The organism is Butyrivibrio sp. AE3009, from assembly GCF_000420845.1.
Taxonomy (GTDB): Bacteria; Bacillota; Clostridia; order Lachnospirales; family Lachnospiraceae; genus Butyrivibrio.
Map to the genome: position 1 here is coordinate 138,833 of NZ_ATVS01000006.1, position 18,102 is coordinate 156,934.

An 18,102-nucleotide genomic window follows, 5' to 3' on the forward strand; every position below is an offset into this window, starting at 1 on the left:
GCCCTTCCCTATGATTGCGGACGCGGTATGGTGTGGATAAGTGCGCAGTTCTTGTACAACGGCTATCCCGCCCCTCCCTATGATTGCAGACGCGGTATGGTCTGGATAAGTGCGTTTCGCATTAGCACCGTAGTTTCGAATCTTGCATAGAACAGGCAGAAAAAGCCGGGAACGGAAGAGGACTTGCAATAATAAAAATTTCATCTTATAGCGCTGAGGTGAATTTATGAGCGCCGCAGACAGACAGCCCTGTGAGTGCTCTGAACAGGTGTGAAATGAGCAGGGCTGGCTGGATGGGGTGCCATAAATTCCCGATGGGCTATGATGAAATTTTTATTGTTGTAAGTCCTCTTTCGTTCCCGGCTTTTTCTGCCGTCCTTACATTAGTCGAATACGTCCTCTCCGAAACGCACACGGGCGTGTGCTTTGATGGCTTCCACGCACTTCTCGAACCCCAACTTACTACTATCCAGACACAAATCATAATTCATCGCATCCGTCCACAAATGCCCCGTATGGTGCCTGTAATACCTCGCCCTATACGTATCCTCCTTCTCGCAGAACCTCTCCAGCTCCTTCCCCTTGAAGGGCTGCACCTTGCCCGCCTGCTCCATAAGGAAATCATGTGGCGCATGTACAAACACCGACAGCACATTATCATAATCCTTTAATACGAAATCCGCTGCTCTTCCGATAATGACGCACGCTTCCGTCTTAGCAATTCTCTTAATGGTATTGGCCTGAAGTGCAAAGAGATTGTCCGGCGAAGTAAAATCCGGATCTGAAGGTCCCAGCACCTTGCCATCATAAACATTAATATGGCTCAGCAAAAAGCCTTTTTTCCTGATCTTCTCATCATTATCAAGAAAAAGGCCCTCATTGATACCGCTGTCCTCGGAAACCAGCTTGGTAAGCTCCTTGTCATAGTAGTGAATGCCCAGCTCATTGGCCAGCATCTCTCCTACGGTTCTTCCGCCGCTTCCGTACTGTCTTGCAATTGTGATTACAATATTCTTCTTCATGATCCTTCGCCCCTCATAATCTTACTCACCAAGATATGCCTTCTTGATGGACTCATCGTTCATCAGCTCTTTGGCATCGCCCTCTTTTACTATGCTGCCTGTCTCAAGTACATAGGCCCTGTTGGCAATGGACAGCGCCTTCTTGGCATTCTGTTCAACCAAAAGAACCGTCACTCCGTCCTTGTTAACATCCTCGATGATATTGAAGATCTCATTTACAAAAATCGGTGAAAGCCCCATGGAAGGCTCGTCCATCAGGATAATATCGGGATGAGACATCAGCGCCCTTCCCATGGCCAGCATCTGCTGCTCACCGCCGGAGAGCGTTCCTGCCAGCTGATTCTTTCTCTCCTCAAGCCTTGGGAATCTCTTGTATACCTTCTGAAGTGTTTCCTCAAGCTCCGCTTTGTCACTTCTTGTAAAAGCTCCCATCTTCAGGTTCTGCAGAACCGTCATCTGGGCAAAAACTCTTCTTCCCTCAGGAACCTGTGCCATGCCCAGGCTCACTATCTTGTGGCCCGCAAGCTTGGTCAATTCTTTCCCCTTATAGGTTATTGTGCCCTTGTCGGCCTGAATAAGTCCCGACAAAGTGTGGAGCGTAGTTGTCTTGCCTGCACCGTTAGCGCCGATAAGGGCCACTACCTCGCCCCTGTCAACATGAAAAGATATTCCCTTCAAAGCCTGAATAACGCCGTAGTATACGCTCAGGTCCTTAATTTCCAGTAATGTTTCCATATATCTTATGCTCCCTCAAAAATACTGCCTGATTGTTTATTCACCAAGGTAGGCCTTGATAACCTCAGGGTTATTAAGAACCTCTTTGGTCTCTCCCTGACACAGTACCCTTCCGAAGTTAAGTACCGTAAGCTTCTCGCAGATTCCGGACACCAGCTTCATATCGTGCTCGATAAGAAGGATTGTCATGTCGAATTCATTGCGAACAAGTGCTATTGTATCCATCAGTTCCTTGGTCTCATTAGGGTTCATGCCCGCTGCGGGCTCATCTAACAACAGAAGCTTGGGGCCTGTAGCCATAGCTCTTGCTATCTCAAGCTTTCTCTGCTTACCGTAGGGAAGATTGGCTGCCAGAGTATCCCTCTCCTTATCAAGGTCGAAGACCTTAAGGAGTTTCTCTGCCTCCTCATCCATCTGCTTCTCAACTTTCCTGTATTTACCAAGGTGAAGGATTCCTTCAAGGGCGCTGTACTTGTACTTCTCAGCAAGGCCAACCTTGACGTTATCAATAACAGGCATATTCTTAAACAATCTGATGTTCTGGAAAGTTCTTGCTATTCCTGCGTGATTGATCTCAGCTGTATTTTTTCTGGTGATATCCTCTCCATCCAGAGAGATGACACCTTCGTTTGGTTTGTACACTCCTGTGAGGAGATTGAAAACAGTTGTTTTTCCTGCGCCGTTTGGTCCGATAAGTCCGTAGAGCTCGCCTTTTTCAATAGTGATATTAAAATCGTCCACGGCTCTGAGGCCTCCAAAGGAGATGCACAGTTTGTTTACATCAAGAAGTGCCATTATGCTACCTCCTTTCTGCCGGGAAGCTTAACCTTGCCAAAGGTCTTCTTTCTCCACTCAATAACCTTAGGTGACCAGTTCACGATCATCATTATGATAAGGACTATCGAATAGATCAGCATTCTGTAGGTGCTAAGGCCCCTAAGGAGTTCTGGAAGCAGATACAGGATACATGCTGCGATAACACTTCCTCTGATATTGCCGATACCTCCGAGAACCACATATACCAGGATCATAATGGAGGCATTGTAGCCAAAGTACTGGGATGAAGCCGTAAGGGTTGTTATGTTATGTGAGAAAAGAACTCCTGCGGCTCCCGCAATAGCAGCCGATATGGTAAATGCCATCATCTTGTAGCCTGTGACATTGATACCCGTTGACTCCGCTGCGATATAATTGTCTCTGATGGCCATGATCGCACGGCCGTCTCTTGAATTCACCAGGTTCTGAACCACAAACAGTGATATCAGAAGAACCACGATTCCTACGGTGAAGTTGGCGTCATGGGGTGTTCCCGTGATTCCCATGGCTCCGTTTACAAGTATATTTCCATCGGCCTCCATTCCCAGCTCCATGGAATTCTTCATGGAAAAATGAAGTCCGTTTTTGTCGATTCCAATGTAGAAAGCATTTATAACGTTCTTAATGATTTCTCCGAAAGCAAGTGTTACGATTGCAAGATAGTCGCCCTTAAGCCTTAGTACCGGTATACCGATGAGGAACCCAAAGAGTGCAGCAAAACCGATTCCTATAAGGAATGCCAGAAAGAATCTTGGCGCCGTTGGCAGGATATCTGCTGTTATCTTGGAAAAGAAGGCACTGGTGAAAGCGCCTATGCACATGAAGCCGCAGTGTCCGATACTGAGCTCTCCCAGAATACCTACGCAGAGATTAAGAGCAACCGCTATTACTGCGTAGTAGGTCATGGGCACCAGAAGTCCCTTCATGTGACTGGAAAGATTGCCTGTCATGGCCAGCACCTGGAAGATAATGTAGGCGGCTATGACAATTGCATATGTAATTAAATTGGATTTACTTTTTTTATCTAATTTCATGTTATCCGATCTCCTCAAGTTTTTCTCAGAACCTTGTATAGCTTATACCTTTTCCTGAATCTTCTTACCAAGGATTCCGGTAGGTCTTACCAGCAGCACAACCACCAGAATGCCGAACACAATGGCATCGGACAGCTGTGATGAAATATAGGTCTTACTGAGGATCTCGACAATTCCGAGAACCAGTCCTCCAATCATGGCACCGGGGATGGAACCGATTCCTCCAAGAACCGCGGCAACGAAGGCCTTGATACCCGGCATAGCACCGGTATAGGGTGAAAGCGAAGGATAAGCGGAGCAAAGAAGCGCTCCGGCCACTGCCGCCAGTGCTGAACCTATGGCGAAGGTCAACATTATGGTCCTGTTGACATTGATACCCATAAGCGTCGCAGCGCCTCTGTCCTCGGCAACTGCCAGCATGGCCTGTCCCTGTTTGGTCTTATTAATGAAAAACTGAAGAACAATAAGAATCAGAATACTTACAACAATTGTCACTATGGTTACGCCCTGGATCCTCAGCTGTCCATCTGCAAAGGTAAGTCCCTCCCACTTGATCACTGAAGTGAAGGACTTGATATCCGCTCCGAAGATCAGAAGTGCCAGGTTCTCAAGAAGGTAGCTGACACCGATGGCTGTGATCAGAACCGCCAGTGGCGATGCTGCCCCGCGAAGAGGTCTGTAGGCCACAAACTCAGTTGTGATACCAAGAAGCGTACAGAGGATTATGGCAACGATTATTCCCACTATGGAATTGCCGCTGAGGGCTCCGCTGACGGAAAAGATAATGTAACAACCCACCATGATAAAATCACCATGGGCGAAATTCAGCATTTTTGCTATTCCATAGACCATGGTATAGCCAAGGGCGATGATGGCATATATACTTCCCAGGCTAAGTCCGTTGATGAAATAAGTTAAGAAGCTCATAAATACCTCCGCGAACAAGACTTTTTTATTAATTCATAGAAAAATTAAAAGATAAATTAATGATACAACACGAGGGATACCTTTTACAGCATCCCTCGCCGATTTACATAAATATTTTTGCCAAATTGCGAAATTAACAAATCATTTCAGAGTCTTTACTGAGCTGATACGTAAGCGCCGTCCTTGATGATAACAGCCTTAGGCTCCTTGTTAGGCTCACCATTAGCTGCCCAGGTCATCTTGGCTGATGTAAGGCCTGATGCCTCGATCTCTGTCATGGCGCCCTTAACAGCCTCGCAGATATCGGAAACGCTCATATCCGGAGTCACGCCCTTAGCTTCCATAGCCTGTTTGATGATGAACACTGCATCGTAAGCATCTGCTGCGAACTGGTTCGGGATCTCACCGTATTTCTCCTGATAGTTCTTAACGAAGTTAACTGTAAGATCATCTGTAGCATCAGCAGCGAAAGGAGTAAGAAGCATTACGCCTTCTGCAAGGGAAACATCGAAGTTCTCAACTGTAAGGATTCCGTCAAGACCGTCTACACCAAAGAATGTGGGAGCATAGCCCATTGTGCTGGCCTGTGTAAGGATAAGTGCTGCTTCCTTGTAGTAGATGGGAAGGAATACCAGATCAGCGCCTGCGTCCTTGGCCTTCTGAAGCTGTACGGAGAAGTCTGTGTTGTTGTCTGCTGTGAAAGCCTCAGCTGATACAACCTCGAAGTTCTTGCCTTCGGACTCCTGAACGAATTTCTGATAGATACCGCTGGAATATACATCTGAGCTGTCATAGATGATACCAACCTTGGTTGCAAGATTGTGATCGCTGATATACTGAGCGGAAGCAATACCCTGGTTAGGATCTGAGAAGCATACACGGAAAGCGTTGTCATATTTTACGCAGTCCTCAGCTGATCCTGAAGGAGTGAGCTGGAACATATTGTCTGCCTTGGTGTACTCTGAAACAGCGATGGAACAAGCACTGGTGGTTGATCCTACAAGAACCTGCATGCCCCAGTCCTTAAGCGTATTGTAAGCATTGACTGACTTCTCGGCGTTGAGCTCGTCGTCCTGCTTCTTGTACTCTACCTGATAACCATTGATACCGCCGTTTGCATTGATCTCTGCAACAGCAAGCTCTGCTGCATTACAAACCGCATTACCGTAAGCAGCCGCGCCGCCTGTAAGAGGTCCGATGGCACCGATCTTGAATACCTTATCACCTGAAGCACTTCCCGCATCACCTGTGCCTGCTGTATCCGCAGCTGTGTCGCCGCAGCCTGCAAGCATTGAAAGAGCGATAACCGCAGCTGACATAACACTAACAACTTTGTTCATCTTTTTCATAATACTGTCCCTCCTGTATATTTGTATACAATTTCACTATTTACTTAATACGTTAATGTACTAAAGAAAAAAAGTCAAGCATTTGCCATGTTTTTTATTTATTTGCATTTGTACATTATGTCTAGTACAATTTTATATAGAGAGTATGTTTAAGAGGGGGAAAACATATGCTTCACATTTCTATCCTTGGTATTGCATTCTCGCTAATATTTTATATAGTGTTCGGGCTTGCCGTTAAGTTCATGGCACTTAGTCCCGGCGCTCGTAATAGGGCGAGGCTTACCATAGTAATCACCTCAATTTCAGTCTTAACAGTATCCGGTGTGTTTGCTGCAGTTTATAACTTTGGCAAGGGCAATATTTTTTATGGAATATCAACAAGCGTACTTGCTGCTTTCGGTTTAGTCATCCTTATCGCGATTCTGGTAGAGCTTCATAATATAAACACAAGAATTAAGATGCGTAATTTCATGATCCTCTTCGATATCGTGGACAGATATATCAGCGAAGGCAAGACTCAGGAAGAGATCCTTAACTATCTCATCAATATCCGCAAGCTTAGGAAGAAGGAAGCCAAAGACTTCCTTAAGTTCATCACAGATCCCACCAATCATCAGTTCCTTGCTGATGTGAACGCAGAGATACAGGCTGCGCACCTTCTGGGAAAATAAGAATTTAATTGAATAAAAAGCACAACAAAGGACGGATGCCGTATATGACACCCGCCCTTTTTTTATTTGGATCCTACCATATTAACCCCTGCGCGCCTTATCGGGGTTCTTTTTTTGCCCGCAGAGCTTCTTATGCAAAGAAGTCTACAGAATTGCCGCTCATGCCATATGAAACTGCGGCCTGATCCTGGGAATAACCAACGGTCATGCCCTGGAATTTGGAAGCCACGTCGTTATACATACGATTGGCCTCCTGACTTTTTCTTACGGTCTCCGCCGAAAGCTTAAGAGGATTACTGTCTTCCTCCGGCTTTACAATCTCCTGAGCGTTGGGATAGCGCACAGGCGGAACGTTCATAACCGCGTTCTGCATTCCGACCTCAAGGAAATCCTCGGAAACCTTCGATTCATTTTTCAGAGGATAGTTCATTGGCTGAACAAGGCTCATGCCGTATGGACTTCCTACTGCACCTATAGATATACCCATATTTTTATCTCCTTAGGTACCTTAATAGTACTTTTTTGCCCTTGGACATGCAATTATAGCGGCGGAAATTAATTATGAATTTTTGCCACGGATTTATTAAATTTTGTTAAATTATATGATATTATCTTGTATGAGGGGTATCTAATTAGACCTTCGGAAAATCTATTCAATTTATGTTACAGAGAAAGGAGCGACTGATCATGGAACACAATCAGCTGCAGTATTCTCCGTTCAAACCTAATTTGAAGACAGCCGAAGTATTTGCGTGGGGTGATCCGGAGTACAATCTGTTTGACCAGCTCAACGACAGGTATGCGAAATCGCATCCTGAGTACAACATGCTATCGAATTATGAGAAGATGGTCATCAGGCAGCAAATTCATCATGAAGCCATTGGGCTTACACCGCTCAATCTGATCCTGGATCTGATTGACGACCCGCAGTTTGATGAGTTTAGAGCGATTTAACGACAGTAAAGGTGCCTGTCCCCATCAACAAATTGTGAACTTCTACAACTATCGGAAGGCTATGTTGTTCACAGTTTGTTAATGGGGACAGGCACCTTTTTGACAATCATTTTGTCGCTCTATTCACATACTTATTATGGAACTTCGAATACATTATCTTCTGGCTACTATACAGACTGGAATACCCGGAGAACGTATAGCTCAGGGCAATGGCCAGCAGATAGTACGGCATTCCCTTGAATCCGAATAGCTCAAAACAGATAAACAGCGAAGATATCGGACAGTTGGTAACGCCGCAGAACAGCGCTCCCATTCCGATGGCTGCGCAAAGGGCAGGGTCGAAGCCCAGGAGCTGTGAGTACAGGCACCCGGAGGTGGCTCCTATATACAGCGCAGGCACGATCTCGCCGCCCTTATAGCCGGCTCCCAGAGTCAGAGCCGTGAATATCATCTTAAGAAGGAATGCCCAGTAGGGAGCATTTCCCTCAATCGCCATTTCTATCACGTTCATTCCCGCACCATTGTAATATCGTGTTCCGGAAATAAAGGTAAGCGCCACAACAATGATACCACCGACGAACACTCTTATATAGGGATTAGGGAAAAACTTCGTATAATTGCGTCCTGCAAATTTCAGAACCCAGCAGAAGGTAACGCTGACCACTGCGCACAGGATAGCAAGTAGAGCTGTAAATACTGCCTGATACGGAGTAAACTCAGGAACTACGTTAACTGCAAAAACTTCACCGACGCATCCCAGGTATTTGGCAATTCCCGCGGCCACCAGCGCAGAAATAACACACGGTACTAATGCTGAGTAATACATAACACCTACATTCTCAATTTCCATAGCCAGGAAGGCCGCGGTCATAGGTGTTCCGAAAAGGGCTGCAAAGGCTGCGCTCATGCCGCACATGGTGATGATCTTGACATTGCCTTCCTTTAATCTAAAAAGTTTTCCAAGATTGTAACCGATGCTGCCGCCCATCTGAAGAGCCGCGCTCTCACGTCCCGTGGAACCGCCAAAAAGATGAGTAATAGTGGTTGATATGAAAATAAGAGGTGCCTTGGTTATAGGAAGATGATCTCCCTCCTGAATGGACTTGATAACCAGGTTGGTTCCTTTATCCTCATAGTCCTTGCATAGTCTGTACAAAAAGACTATAAACAGACCTGCCAGGGGAAGTCCCAGAATTATAAGATCATGTGATGTTCTAAATTCCGTTGCAAAAGCAATTGATTTAAAGAAAGCCGCTCCTATGACTCCGACTGCAACACCCGTTATGCATCCCAGGACAACCCACCTAAAAAAGACACGGACTCTCCCAAGGAGGTCCATGTCCGGTATCTTTTGCCAAATATTATTCCTTTCTTTTTCGTCGCTGTTTGTTTTCATAAAGCTCATTATAGCACATCTTCGTTTTTTATCGGTACTTACTTACGTTTGAGGCATCAACAGCTTCAAAGGGCACGTATACATACTTGCCGTCTGAGGTTGAGCCCTCTACTGTACTTATGCTTCCGCCGTTCCCAAGAACCATTGCAGCTTCCACCGCTGCCTCAGCCTGTCCCTTTGCATTCTGAAAAGCAGTGAAGGCCATCTCTCCGGCTGCTATAGATGCGCAGGCATCAGCTGTGGCATCGACGCCGCATACAAGAATCTTGGTATAATCAAGGCCATACTCCTTAAGGCCCTCAATGGTTCCCAGAGCCATGGTATCGTTATTGCAGAAGATCACATCAACACTCTGGCCGGTCTTCATGAAGATTCTGAATTTCTCCAGTGCCTCTGTATCCGACCAGTTTGCAGTGTCCAGAAATACGTAGTTTGCCTTGCAGCCGTTCTTTTTCAAAGTATCCTTAACAGACTTTGTTCTTAAGACAGTCGCGGGGTGTCCCTTTTCTCCACCGAAGATAATAACATTCAGTGATTTGGGGTTGCCCAGCTTTTTAAGAACGAACTCAGCCTGATATTTCCCGGGTTCGTACTCATCGGAACCTACGTATATATATTTATCCTGAGTCAGATGGTCTATAGAAGGTTCACTATTAACATAGATAATCGGAAGGTCACCTGCGGAAACATTCATCTGTGGGGCAGTACTTGCATCAGCAGCTCTTAGAATAATAGCCGTATATCCCTTTGATTTTGCTGAGGCTACAAGATCTACCTGCTGTTGTATATCACTTCCCGTCTCAACCATATCAAGTGTTACGCCTTTGCTCTTCCCGGCGGAAACTACTGCATCCGACAGGGTTTTTCTGAAGGTATCCTCCACATCAGTCATTATGAAAAGAATCTTTCCGCCGCCGGATCCTGAACCGGAAGAAGCTCCGGATGAAGCTTTCGATCCGCAGCCGCTGAGGGCCCCGATCACCAAGGCTCCGGTTAAAACACATGCAAATATTCTATTAAACAATCTGTTCTTTGGCATATCTTTAACCTCCTCAAATCTTAAACTTCTGTACATAGGAAGTAAGGGTCTGACTGGTTCCGGCAAGCTCTAAGGAGTTATCAGCCACATTCTGGCTGTGACTTGTGATGTCATTGGCCATTTCCACCATGTTCTCTGAAGTAGCCAGGATCTCATCCGCACTGGCTGCCTGTTCCTCGGAAATGGCTGCCACATTGGTAGCTACATCGTCAACCTTCTGTACATCTTCGATCATTGCCTCGATAAGTTCATTGGAGGCCTGTATATTGGTATAAATCTTATCAAAGGTATCCACGGCTACACCTATAAGTTCACTGTTCTCTCTGATGCTCTCGGCACTGGCATTGGCCTGTCCCACTGCATTTCCGATAAGCTTATGTACCTCATCGATAAGATTTGAGATATTCTGCGCACTCTCTGCAGAAGTCTGGGCAAGCTTGCCGATCTGGGTTGCTACTACGGCAAATCCTTTTCCCGCTTCTCCTGCTCTTGCCGCCTCAATTGAAGCATTGAGGGAAAGAAGGTTGGTCTCTTCGGCGATCTCTCCGATCATGCCGACAATGTTTGTGATCTCCTCAGAAGCTGCGCCCACCTTGTTGATGGACTCCACCAGCTCGTTGTTGGCGTTTTCGATACCACTCATTGCAAAAGAGAGCTTCTCCATATCATCGCGGCCCTTCTGGGAGATCTCCACAGTCTCCTTCATGCTGTCATAGGCTTTGTCTGAGTTCTCTCTTGTATCAGCCACAACCGTAGCAAGTGTTGTTGCATTCTGAGCGATGTCATTAACCGCTGTAGCCAGCTGGTCTACGGTTTCGTTCAGCTGCTTCATGGCCTCAGCCTGGGACTGGGAAGCTTCGAACATTGACTTGGACACCATGTCGGAGTTATCGGATTCCTCTTTTAACTTCTCTGATTCCTGGCTGATACTGGAGATCATGTTCCTCATGGATGCAACGAACTCTGTAACCTTGCTTCCCATAAGGCCGATCTCGTCATTACTGCTGCTGTCAACACTGATGGTAAAATCACCCTCAGACATCGCCGTAATGTTTTCCGTGATATGCGCAAGAGGCGCCACAACTCTTCTAACCACGGTCAAGATGCCTATAACGGTGATTATTACCGCAACTACGCCGATAACAAACAAAAGATTTCCCATCTGCTGTATATCCGCCAGGATCACACTATCGGGAATATATGAAACAAGTACCCAGTCTGTTCCGGAAATATCCGCAAAGGCCACCATATTGTCAGCAATGGTCTGAGTTTTACTATTTCCCGAATTGATAGCCCTGGCAACCCCTGCCAGAAGAGGATCTGCGCTTGATTCCGAGAGGTTTGTTGAGATCAGGGCCGCATCGGGATGTGCCAGGATAGTGTAGTCATTGGTATCTACCAGAAAAGCATGGGCATCCTGCATTTTTACACCGGAATTAACGATGGTAGTGATCTCGTCAAGGGGCAGGTCTGCGCCCATAACCTTCAGATCATCCTGACCGTCGTTGATAATTCCCGTGGCACTGACAACCATCTCTCCTTTGTTATTGGTGTAGGCTGTACCAAAAGCCAGATCCACTCTCGTTATACCCTGCTTGTACCAGGTACTGCCCTGTACATCAGGTTCATAGAAAGAAGACTCTGAGGCGGTATATAGCTTGCCCTCATTGGTTCCGATATATATACCATCCGGTGAACTCGAATTGTACCCATAATAGGAATCAAGTATTATCCTAAGCTTGGAATAGGTCACCTCCTGAGTCTCAATAAAGTGTTTGACAGTTCCGAAAAACGTAAGGTTCTGATTCATCCAAGCTTCGATATTGTCAGCCTGATTGGATATGGAGGATTCCAGCGTTTCCTGAGCCATGGCGGACATTCTACTCTTGGACAGACTGGAGGCCACAGTAACCAGGATAAGTACCGTCGCCACAACCAAAGGCACAATAAGCAAAAGGAGCTTACTGCTTATGGATCTTACTTTTCTCTTCTTTTCGGTTTTCTCGCTCATAGTTATCACCTCTATGAAATACCTTATTCTTCACTGTAAGCGCCCCTTTTCTGTAACGGATTGCAACAAAAAAGAGTCACTTTTGCTCTCATTATAGCAAAAACGACTCAATAATATACTGATTTACGTTTCTTTTTACTCTCTTTTAAGATTACTTTAATTATTTATCCGATCAGTTCCAAAAGCCCATGAATGCCTTTATCTCTATAGATTTCCTTATAGTATGAGACCTCATCCTTTATTATCAGATCAATCTGTTTCATTCCGAGAAGCTCAACAGGTGCCTTGTCGTCTGTCATAAGATGTCCCTTGGACACATAGGCAAAGGCGGTGTCGCTGACCCTGTTCATCATGGCTGTGAGGACCTCATTGTCTTCCAGGGCGATATTCTCTTTTAACCTGCCAAGATACTCCCCTGAATCCGTGGCGAACAGCTCCTTGTTGGTAGAGCCTCTTACGTCAACCACTGATACATTATCAAAAACAGCTGCTATTGTATCTGCCAGATAGGTGTTAATGCTCTCATCATCCATCTCGTCGCTGTACATGTTCATGTTAACCACCATAACTCCTCCGGGAGCCAGGTGCTCTTTTACCATGGTAAAAAACTCTTCTGAAGACATCTGAAAGGGAATAGTGATATCCTGATAGGCATCCACCATTATCACATCGTAGAGTCCCTTGTCTGCGGCAAGGTAGGCGCGTCCGTCATAGGTTGTGACCTCAGTGGTGTCTGGAAGCTCAAAATACTTGTGGGCCAGGTCTGTGATCTTATCGTCGATCTCAACGCCCTTGATATTCACATTGTCAAAATTACGGGAGAGCTGGGTTGCGTAGGTTCCGGACCCCATGCCAAGGATGAGGATGTCTGTTTTTTCCCCCTGAAGCTCCTTCTCCTTGATGCCTGCCATGTAGGGAGCTGCCAGTGCGTAGTCATAATACATGCCTGTGAGGGCTCCGTCCTTCATCAGAATTGATTGAACACCGAATAGAACGTTGGTGGAAAGGATCACGGAGTTGGGCGTCTCCTTGACCTGAAGGTAGTTGTAAACGGATTCTCCTTCATAGGTAAGGTCCTTCTCCCAGAAGGCGAAGCTTGAGGAATGGCCGAAGACGCAGCAGATGATAAAAATAAGAACACCTGCTATTATACGTCCCCTGGTCTTTTTACTATCTGTATCGCCTGCTTTGGGGCTGAGAAAATATGCAATAACCAGTGCAATCAAAATTCCCGCGAAGATGAGAAAGGTAATGGCGGTTCCCACTGCCGGAATGGTGACAAAGGTTGGTACGAAGGTTCCGATGATGCTTCCCACTGTGTTGGAAGCGCCAAGTGTACCGATGATCCTGCCGTTGTCCTCAAGGGAGTCTGTTGTGTATTTTGCAAGGGAAGGGGTTACTGTTCCAAGAAGAAACAACGGGAAAACAAACACCACCATGCAAGCCGCAAAAGCAGCAATAACTAGGAAGTTACTGTTTACCGCAAAAATAAGAACAGCTGATATTCCAAGAATTATGTATTTACCCAGAACCGGGATCGCAGCGATCCAGATGGCTGCGATGAGGATCCTGATATATAGCTTGTCGGGATTGGGATCCTTGTCGGCCTTGCGCCCGCCGTAGATATTTCCAAGGGCCATGGCTATCATGATGGTTCCGATGATGATGGTCCATACTATCTGTGAGGAACTGAAATACGGCGCCAGAAGCCTGCTGGCACCAAGTTCCACCGCCATAACGGACATACCGGAGAAGAACTCCGTAAGATACAGGAACAATTTGTTGTTGAGAATCTTTCTTGTACTTTTTTCCATTGCCTACTCCCGAATTCGTTTATTTTTGAGACTATCTACCTATGACATGTAATTTAGCTGAACTATACTCCGAAGAAAGCTTGAAACTCCCCTCAATCCCCTCAGTCACATACACTTCGCCATCCTCTGTGATAAATATCGCATCGAAGTCATCACTCTCCCGCCAGATTTTCTCTGCTCCCTCAAGCCCTTTGACAAAAAGAGCTGTTGAAAGAGCATCGCAGGTAAGTCCATCCTTTCCCACGATGGTTACACTGGCAAGGCCGGAGTGAGCAGGCTTACCGGTCTTAGGGTCGATGATGTGCCAGTAGGTCTCACCGTCTTTTTCAAAATATCTCTCATAGCCGCCGGAGGTGATGATGGCGATGTCGCTGGCTTCAAGGATGCCGAAGATTCCTGACTTTGAATCAGGAAAGGGACTCTTAACTGCCACATTCCAGGGCTTACCGTTTGACTTGGTGCCAATGCATTCCACATTGCCACCAAGGTTGATCAGGCCGCTCTTTACGCCCTTTTCCTTGAAATAATCTGCCAACATTCCGCTGGTGTAGCCCTTGGCTACGCTACCAAGGTCCACCTGCATTCCAACAGGTATGGAAGCGATAAAAAGGCTGTCATCACCAAGGACCGCCACACTATCCCTGTCTATCTGATCATCATTTTTGACCTCTTCATCAAGGGCTTTGTCCCCGGAATGAGGCTCTCCGGACTCAAGGAGCTGTACCAGGCTGTAATCAACTTCCGCCACAAGGGCCTCCAGCTCAGTATCCGTGGGAACCCGGTACTCTCCTGTTGTAAAGCCCCAGGCCTTCAGAACGGGATATATAGTAATATCCAGTGCTCCGTCAGTTCTTTCGCACATATCAAGGGCTTTGCTCATGATATCTGCAGTGGTCTCCGATATCTGACAGGTGTTGTACTCATTCAGCGCATAGATATCGCTTTTTTCATCAGTAACCGACAAAAGAGCCTCCAGATTCCTTATCTTACTCTCTGCCTCAGTAAGAAGCTTCTCATCTCCCTCTATCTGCAGCTCCATGATGGTATCCATTGCAAAAATAGTGGAGGTCTGCATCTGTGGCCTGGTATGAACCGACATTACCTCAGGGATGGAGCTCTCCTTCCCGCAGCCACTCAAAAACGCCATGCTTAAGATAAGCACGGCGCATTTATTCATGATATTGATCCTTTGTTTTTTTACCTTGATCATATTTCTTTTTATCATATACAGCTCTTCCCGCAACAATCTTTACTTAATTATATCTGATTTATTCCCCGGAAGGTAGAGCTTTTGAAAGTGCATCTTTTACAGCATCCTTATACCCTTCTGAGGAATATGTGGCACCGGCTATAGCATCCACCTCAGAGCTCTGAGCTTCCAGTATTCTCTTTTCCATCACGGCTCCATCCTTATCCCTGGAAAAATAGTCATCGTCATCAAGCAAAAAGGGGCCAGTCCCCATCAACAGATAGGACCGGCCCCTAAATAGCGGTAATTACTGTGGATCAATGAAGGAAGTGATAACTGCTCCCTTGTAGGTCTCATCGATGTAGGCCTTAACCTTGTCGCTCTTAAGAGCATTTACAAGAGCCTGAATCTTCTCGGAATTCTGATTGCCATCCTTAACAACAAGGAAGTTGGTTCTCTTGATGCTGGTCTCATCATCGAACTCCTCGATATCAAGGGCAGGATACTTGGCAGGAAGCTCTGCCTCAAGAGCATAGTTGCCGTTGATGGCTGCTGCGTCAAGATCAGGAAGTGACAAAGGAAGGTTGGCTGCCTCAAGAGGTGTGATCACATATCCGTGAGGGTTAGCTGCTGTATCCTTGGAAAGTGTATCCTCTGTAACGCCTGCATCGGTTCCGAAACCGCCGTTGGATACAAGAAGTCCCTTCTGAACAAGAAGGTCAACTGCTCTTGCGCCGTTGTCGGGGTCGTTAGGGATACCGATTGATGCTCCGTCAGGAAGATCTGCAAGGGCTGTATATTTCTGTGAATAGATGCCCATGGGCTCGATGTGAACGCCTGCAACTGCTGCCAGGTGAAGACCTGCATCAGCGTTCTGCTGATTCATGTATCCAAGGGTCTGGAAATAGTTGGCATCAAGCTCTCCTGCTTCCAGTGAAGTATTGGGAAGTACATAATCCTGGAATACTACAACTTCCAGTTCCCATCCTTCCTCAGCAAGAACCTCTTTTACAACGTTATCAAGGATCTCTGCGTGAGGTACAGGTGTAGCACCAACGGTGATCTTCTTATCTCCGGAATCTGTCGCGGGAGCCTCTGCTGCAGGTGCCTCAGTAACAGGCGCCTCAGTAACAGGTGCCTCTGCCTGATCAGAGGTCTGTTCTACCTCTCCGCATCCTGTGAGTGCTCCGACTGCGAGAGCGCCGGCAAGTAACAAACTAAATACTTTCTTTTTCATAATTTTCTTTTCCTCCTCTTTTTTCTTAACTGTTTCTAATTATACTAAACAAATAGGAAAAGTGGAATTAAATAGGATAAAATCCTAGCGATAAGTTATGATTATGGCTATAATAAGATTTTGTAAAGATAAAACTACTAAATGTAAGGAAACAACTATGATTGAGTTAAAAGATGTTAGGAAATCCTTTAATAAGACTGATGTTCTTAAGGGCATTTCCATGGAAATTCAGGAGGGAGAGATCTTCGGTATCATCGGTCAGTCCGGTGCCGGCAAGTCCACTCTTCTTCGCTGTATCAATGGCCTTGAATCCTACGATGACGGACAGATAATCGTGGATGGTACCAAGGTAAGTGTCAGGGACAAGGCAAATCTTCGTCAGCTTCAGAAGCGCATGGGTATGATCTTCCAGAGTTTCAACCTGCTGGAGCGCCTTGACGTATATCACAACGTGGCTCTTCCCATGAAGTTCTGGGGAATCCCCACTAATACTCCTGAGGCTAAGGAAAAGATCATGAATCTTCTTAAGCTGGTAGGTCTCGAGGAAAAAGTACATTCCAAGCCCCGTGAGCTCTCCGGCGGTCAGAAACAGAGGGTTGCTATAGCAAGAGCACTGGTCCTGGATCCGGCCTTCCTATTATGCGACGAGGCAACAAGTGCCCTGGATCCTGAGATTACCAAGGGAATCCTTGCTCTTTTACAGAAGATCAATAAAGAGATGGGCATCACCATCATCGTGGTAACCCACCAGATGGAGGTTGTTAAACAGATCTGTCAGAGAGTGGCCTTCCTCAGCGGCGGCAAGGTTCTGGCGGTAGGTAAGCCCGAGCAGCTCTTCGTATGGCCCAAGGAGAGGGAGATCAGAGACTTCCTCAGGGAAGAAAGTGACAAGCTTCCCGCCACCGGAGTTAACTTAAAGCTCTTTTTCTTCGGAGATGGCAATCAGAGGCCCATCGTTACACAGATGGCACAGGAGCTCCACACGGACTTCAATATCTGCTGGGCTAAGCTGGAGGATTTCAGAGAAGACGTATATGGCAGCCTTGTTCTTAACATGAAGGAAGAGGACCTGGGAAGTGCCTGCAAGTTCCTTGACAGCATGGGCGTAACATGGGAGGTGATCTAATATGGCCGGCATTTTATCAGACGCAAGCATGTCTTCGATCATGCTGACAGCATTTAAACAGACCTTATACATGGTGTTCTGGTCTACACTTTTTTCTGTAATACTGGGATTTATTCCCGCAATCATACTGACACTTACAGCCCCGGACGGACTTAAGCCCAACAAGATCATTTACGAGATCTTAAGCTTTATCGTCAATGTATTCAGGAGCTTTCCTTTCATAATCCTTCTGGTCATCCTCATTCCTTTTACCAGAATGGTAGTGGGCAAAGCCATCGGAACAACAGCTACCATCGTACCTCTTACGGTATCTGCTATTCCCTTTATTGCAAGGGTATTTGAAAGTGCACTGAGGGAGACCAATCCCGGTGTAATTGAGGCAGCAAGGAGCTTTGGCGCATCCAATCTGCAGATTCTGTTGCGTGTTTATGTCAAGGAGTCCATCCCCAGAATGCTCAACGGCATTATTCTTCTGGTGATCTCTCTTATCGGATATTCCGCAATGGCAGGAACTGTTGGCGGAGGCGGTGTCGGTGATATCGCGATCCGTTACGGATATCAGCAGTACAAGACGGAGTACCTGATAGTTTGCTCTGTTATTCTGATCGCATTTGTTCAGGCTATCCAGATGCTGGGCAACTATATGTACAAGAAAATGAGTTAACAAGGTACGGGGACACGCCAAGGCATGTCCCGCGAAATTGAGAGGTACGGGGAAACGTCAAGACATGTCCCGCGAAATTGAGAGGTACGGGGAAACGTCAAGACATGTCCCGCGAAAT

Annotated in this window: 18 protein-coding genes; 4 read left to right on the forward strand and 14 right to left on the reverse strand. The window is 46.3% G+C overall.

Going from position 1 to position 18,102, the window contains the following annotated elements; genetic code table 11:
- Window positions 1-383 precede the first annotated feature (383 nt).
- The 6 genes from G588_RS0105250 to G588_RS0105275 all read right to left on the reverse strand — a co-directional run bounded on the left by G588_RS0105250 (window position 384) and on the right by G588_RS0105275 (window position 5,874).
- Window positions 384-1,022: a cytidylate kinase-like family protein gene (locus G588_RS0105250; RefSeq protein WP_022777708.1), complete on the reverse strand. Its 639-nt coding sequence runs from the start codon at window positions 1,020-1,022 to the stop codon at window positions 384-386.
- A 21-nt stretch (window positions 1,023-1,043) separates the two neighbouring features.
- Complete coding sequence (locus G588_RS0105255) at window positions 1,044-1,757, reverse strand: ABC transporter ATP-binding protein (RefSeq protein ID WP_022777709.1); 714 nt, start codon at window positions 1,755-1,757, stop codon at window positions 1,044-1,046.
- Between the two features lie 36 nt (window positions 1,758-1,793).
- Window positions 1,794-2,552 (reverse strand): ABC transporter ATP-binding protein, encoded by a 759-nt coding sequence (locus tag G588_RS0105260; RefSeq protein WP_022777710.1) that lies wholly within the window; start codon window positions 2,550-2,552, stop codon window positions 1,794-1,796.
- A complete protein-coding gene (locus G588_RS0105265) occupies window positions 2,552-3,607 on the reverse strand; it encodes a branched-chain amino acid ABC transporter permease (RefSeq protein WP_022777711.1) in 1,056 nt (351 codons plus the stop codon). Before G588_RS0105265 ends, G588_RS0105260 begins: the two co-directional genes overlap by 1 nt.
- A 42-nt stretch (window positions 3,608-3,649) precedes the next feature.
- Window positions 3,650-4,534: a branched-chain amino acid ABC transporter permease gene (locus G588_RS0105270; RefSeq protein ID WP_022777712.1), complete on the reverse strand. Its 885-nt coding sequence runs from the start codon at window positions 4,532-4,534 to the stop codon at window positions 3,650-3,652.
- A 155-nt stretch (window positions 4,535-4,689) separates the two neighbouring features.
- A complete protein-coding gene (locus G588_RS0105275) occupies window positions 4,690-5,874 on the reverse strand; it encodes an ABC transporter substrate-binding protein (RefSeq protein ID WP_035787905.1) in 1,185 nt (394 codons plus the stop codon).
- 176 nt (window positions 5,875-6,050) lie between these two features.
- Between G588_RS0105275 and G588_RS0105280 the strand changes: the two genes are divergently transcribed.
- Window positions 6,051-6,554 (forward strand): hypothetical protein, encoded by a 504-nt coding sequence (locus G588_RS0105280; RefSeq protein WP_022777714.1) that lies wholly within the window; start codon window positions 6,051-6,053, stop codon window positions 6,552-6,554.
- A 130-nt stretch (window positions 6,555-6,684) separates the two neighbouring features.
- On the opposite strand, the gene G588_RS0105285 is transcribed toward G588_RS0105280, so the two are convergent.
- Window positions 6,685-7,041 carry a hypothetical protein gene (locus G588_RS0105285; protein WP_022777715.1) on the reverse strand — a complete coding sequence of 119 codons (357 nt, stop codon included), beginning with the start codon at window positions 7,039-7,041 and terminating at the stop codon, window positions 6,685-6,687.
- Between the two features lie 200 nt (window positions 7,042-7,241).
- Here G588_RS0105285 and G588_RS0105290 point away from each other — a divergent pair, with 200 nt between their 5' ends.
- A complete protein-coding gene (locus tag G588_RS0105290) occupies window positions 7,242-7,508 on the forward strand; it encodes a hypothetical protein (RefSeq protein ID WP_022777716.1) in 267 nt (88 codons plus the stop codon).
- Between the two features lie 106 nt (window positions 7,509-7,614).
- On the opposite strand, the gene G588_RS0105295 is transcribed toward G588_RS0105290, so the two are convergent.
- The 7 genes from G588_RS0105295 to G588_RS0105325 all read right to left on the reverse strand — a co-directional run bounded on the left by G588_RS0105295 (window position 7,615) and on the right by G588_RS0105325 (window position 16,194).
- On the reverse strand, window positions 7,615-8,904 hold the full coding sequence (locus tag G588_RS0105295; protein WP_081644267.1) for a chloride channel protein: 1,290 nt from the start codon (window positions 8,902-8,904) through the stop codon (window positions 7,615-7,617).
- 28 nt (window positions 8,905-8,932) lie between these two features.
- On the reverse strand, window positions 8,933-9,943 hold the full coding sequence (locus G588_RS0105300) for a substrate-binding domain-containing protein (protein WP_022777718.1): 1,011 nt from the start codon (window positions 9,941-9,943) through the stop codon (window positions 8,933-8,935).
- Between the two features lie 13 nt (window positions 9,944-9,956).
- Window positions 9,957-11,954 (reverse strand): methyl-accepting chemotaxis protein, encoded by a 1,998-nt coding sequence (locus G588_RS0105305; RefSeq protein WP_022777719.1) that lies wholly within the window; start codon window positions 11,952-11,954, stop codon window positions 9,957-9,959.
- A 164-nt stretch (window positions 11,955-12,118) separates the two neighbouring features.
- On the reverse strand, window positions 12,119-13,768 hold the full coding sequence (locus G588_RS0105310) for a spermidine synthase (RefSeq protein WP_022777720.1): 1,650 nt from the start codon (window positions 13,766-13,768) through the stop codon (window positions 12,119-12,121).
- A 31-nt stretch (window positions 13,769-13,799) separates the two neighbouring features.
- Window positions 13,800-14,993, reverse strand: coding sequence for an FAD:protein FMN transferase (locus tag G588_RS0105315; protein WP_022777721.1), 1,194 nt, complete (start codon window positions 14,991-14,993; stop codon window positions 13,800-13,802).
- 43 nt (window positions 14,994-15,036) lie between these two features.
- On the reverse strand, window positions 15,037-15,213 hold the full coding sequence (locus G588_RS21995) for an FMN-binding protein (RefSeq protein WP_022777722.1): 177 nt from the start codon (window positions 15,211-15,213) through the stop codon (window positions 15,037-15,039).
- Window positions 15,214-15,264: 51 nt separating this feature from the next.
- Window positions 15,265-16,194 (reverse strand): MetQ/NlpA family ABC transporter substrate-binding protein, encoded by a 930-nt coding sequence (locus G588_RS0105325; RefSeq protein WP_022777723.1) that lies wholly within the window; start codon window positions 16,192-16,194, stop codon window positions 15,265-15,267.
- 157 nt (window positions 16,195-16,351) lie between these two features.
- On the opposite strand from G588_RS0105325, the gene G588_RS0105330 reads away from it, so the two are divergent.
- Window positions 16,352-17,320, forward strand: a complete 969-nt coding sequence (locus G588_RS0105330) for a methionine ABC transporter ATP-binding protein (RefSeq protein ID WP_022777724.1) — start codon at window positions 16,352-16,354, stop codon at window positions 17,318-17,320.
- Between the two features lies 1 nt (window position 17,321).
- Window positions 17,322-17,984, forward strand: coding sequence for a methionine ABC transporter permease (locus G588_RS0105335; RefSeq protein ID WP_022777725.1), 663 nt, complete (start codon window positions 17,322-17,324; stop codon window positions 17,982-17,984).
- Window positions 17,985-18,102: the final 118 nt, after the last annotated feature.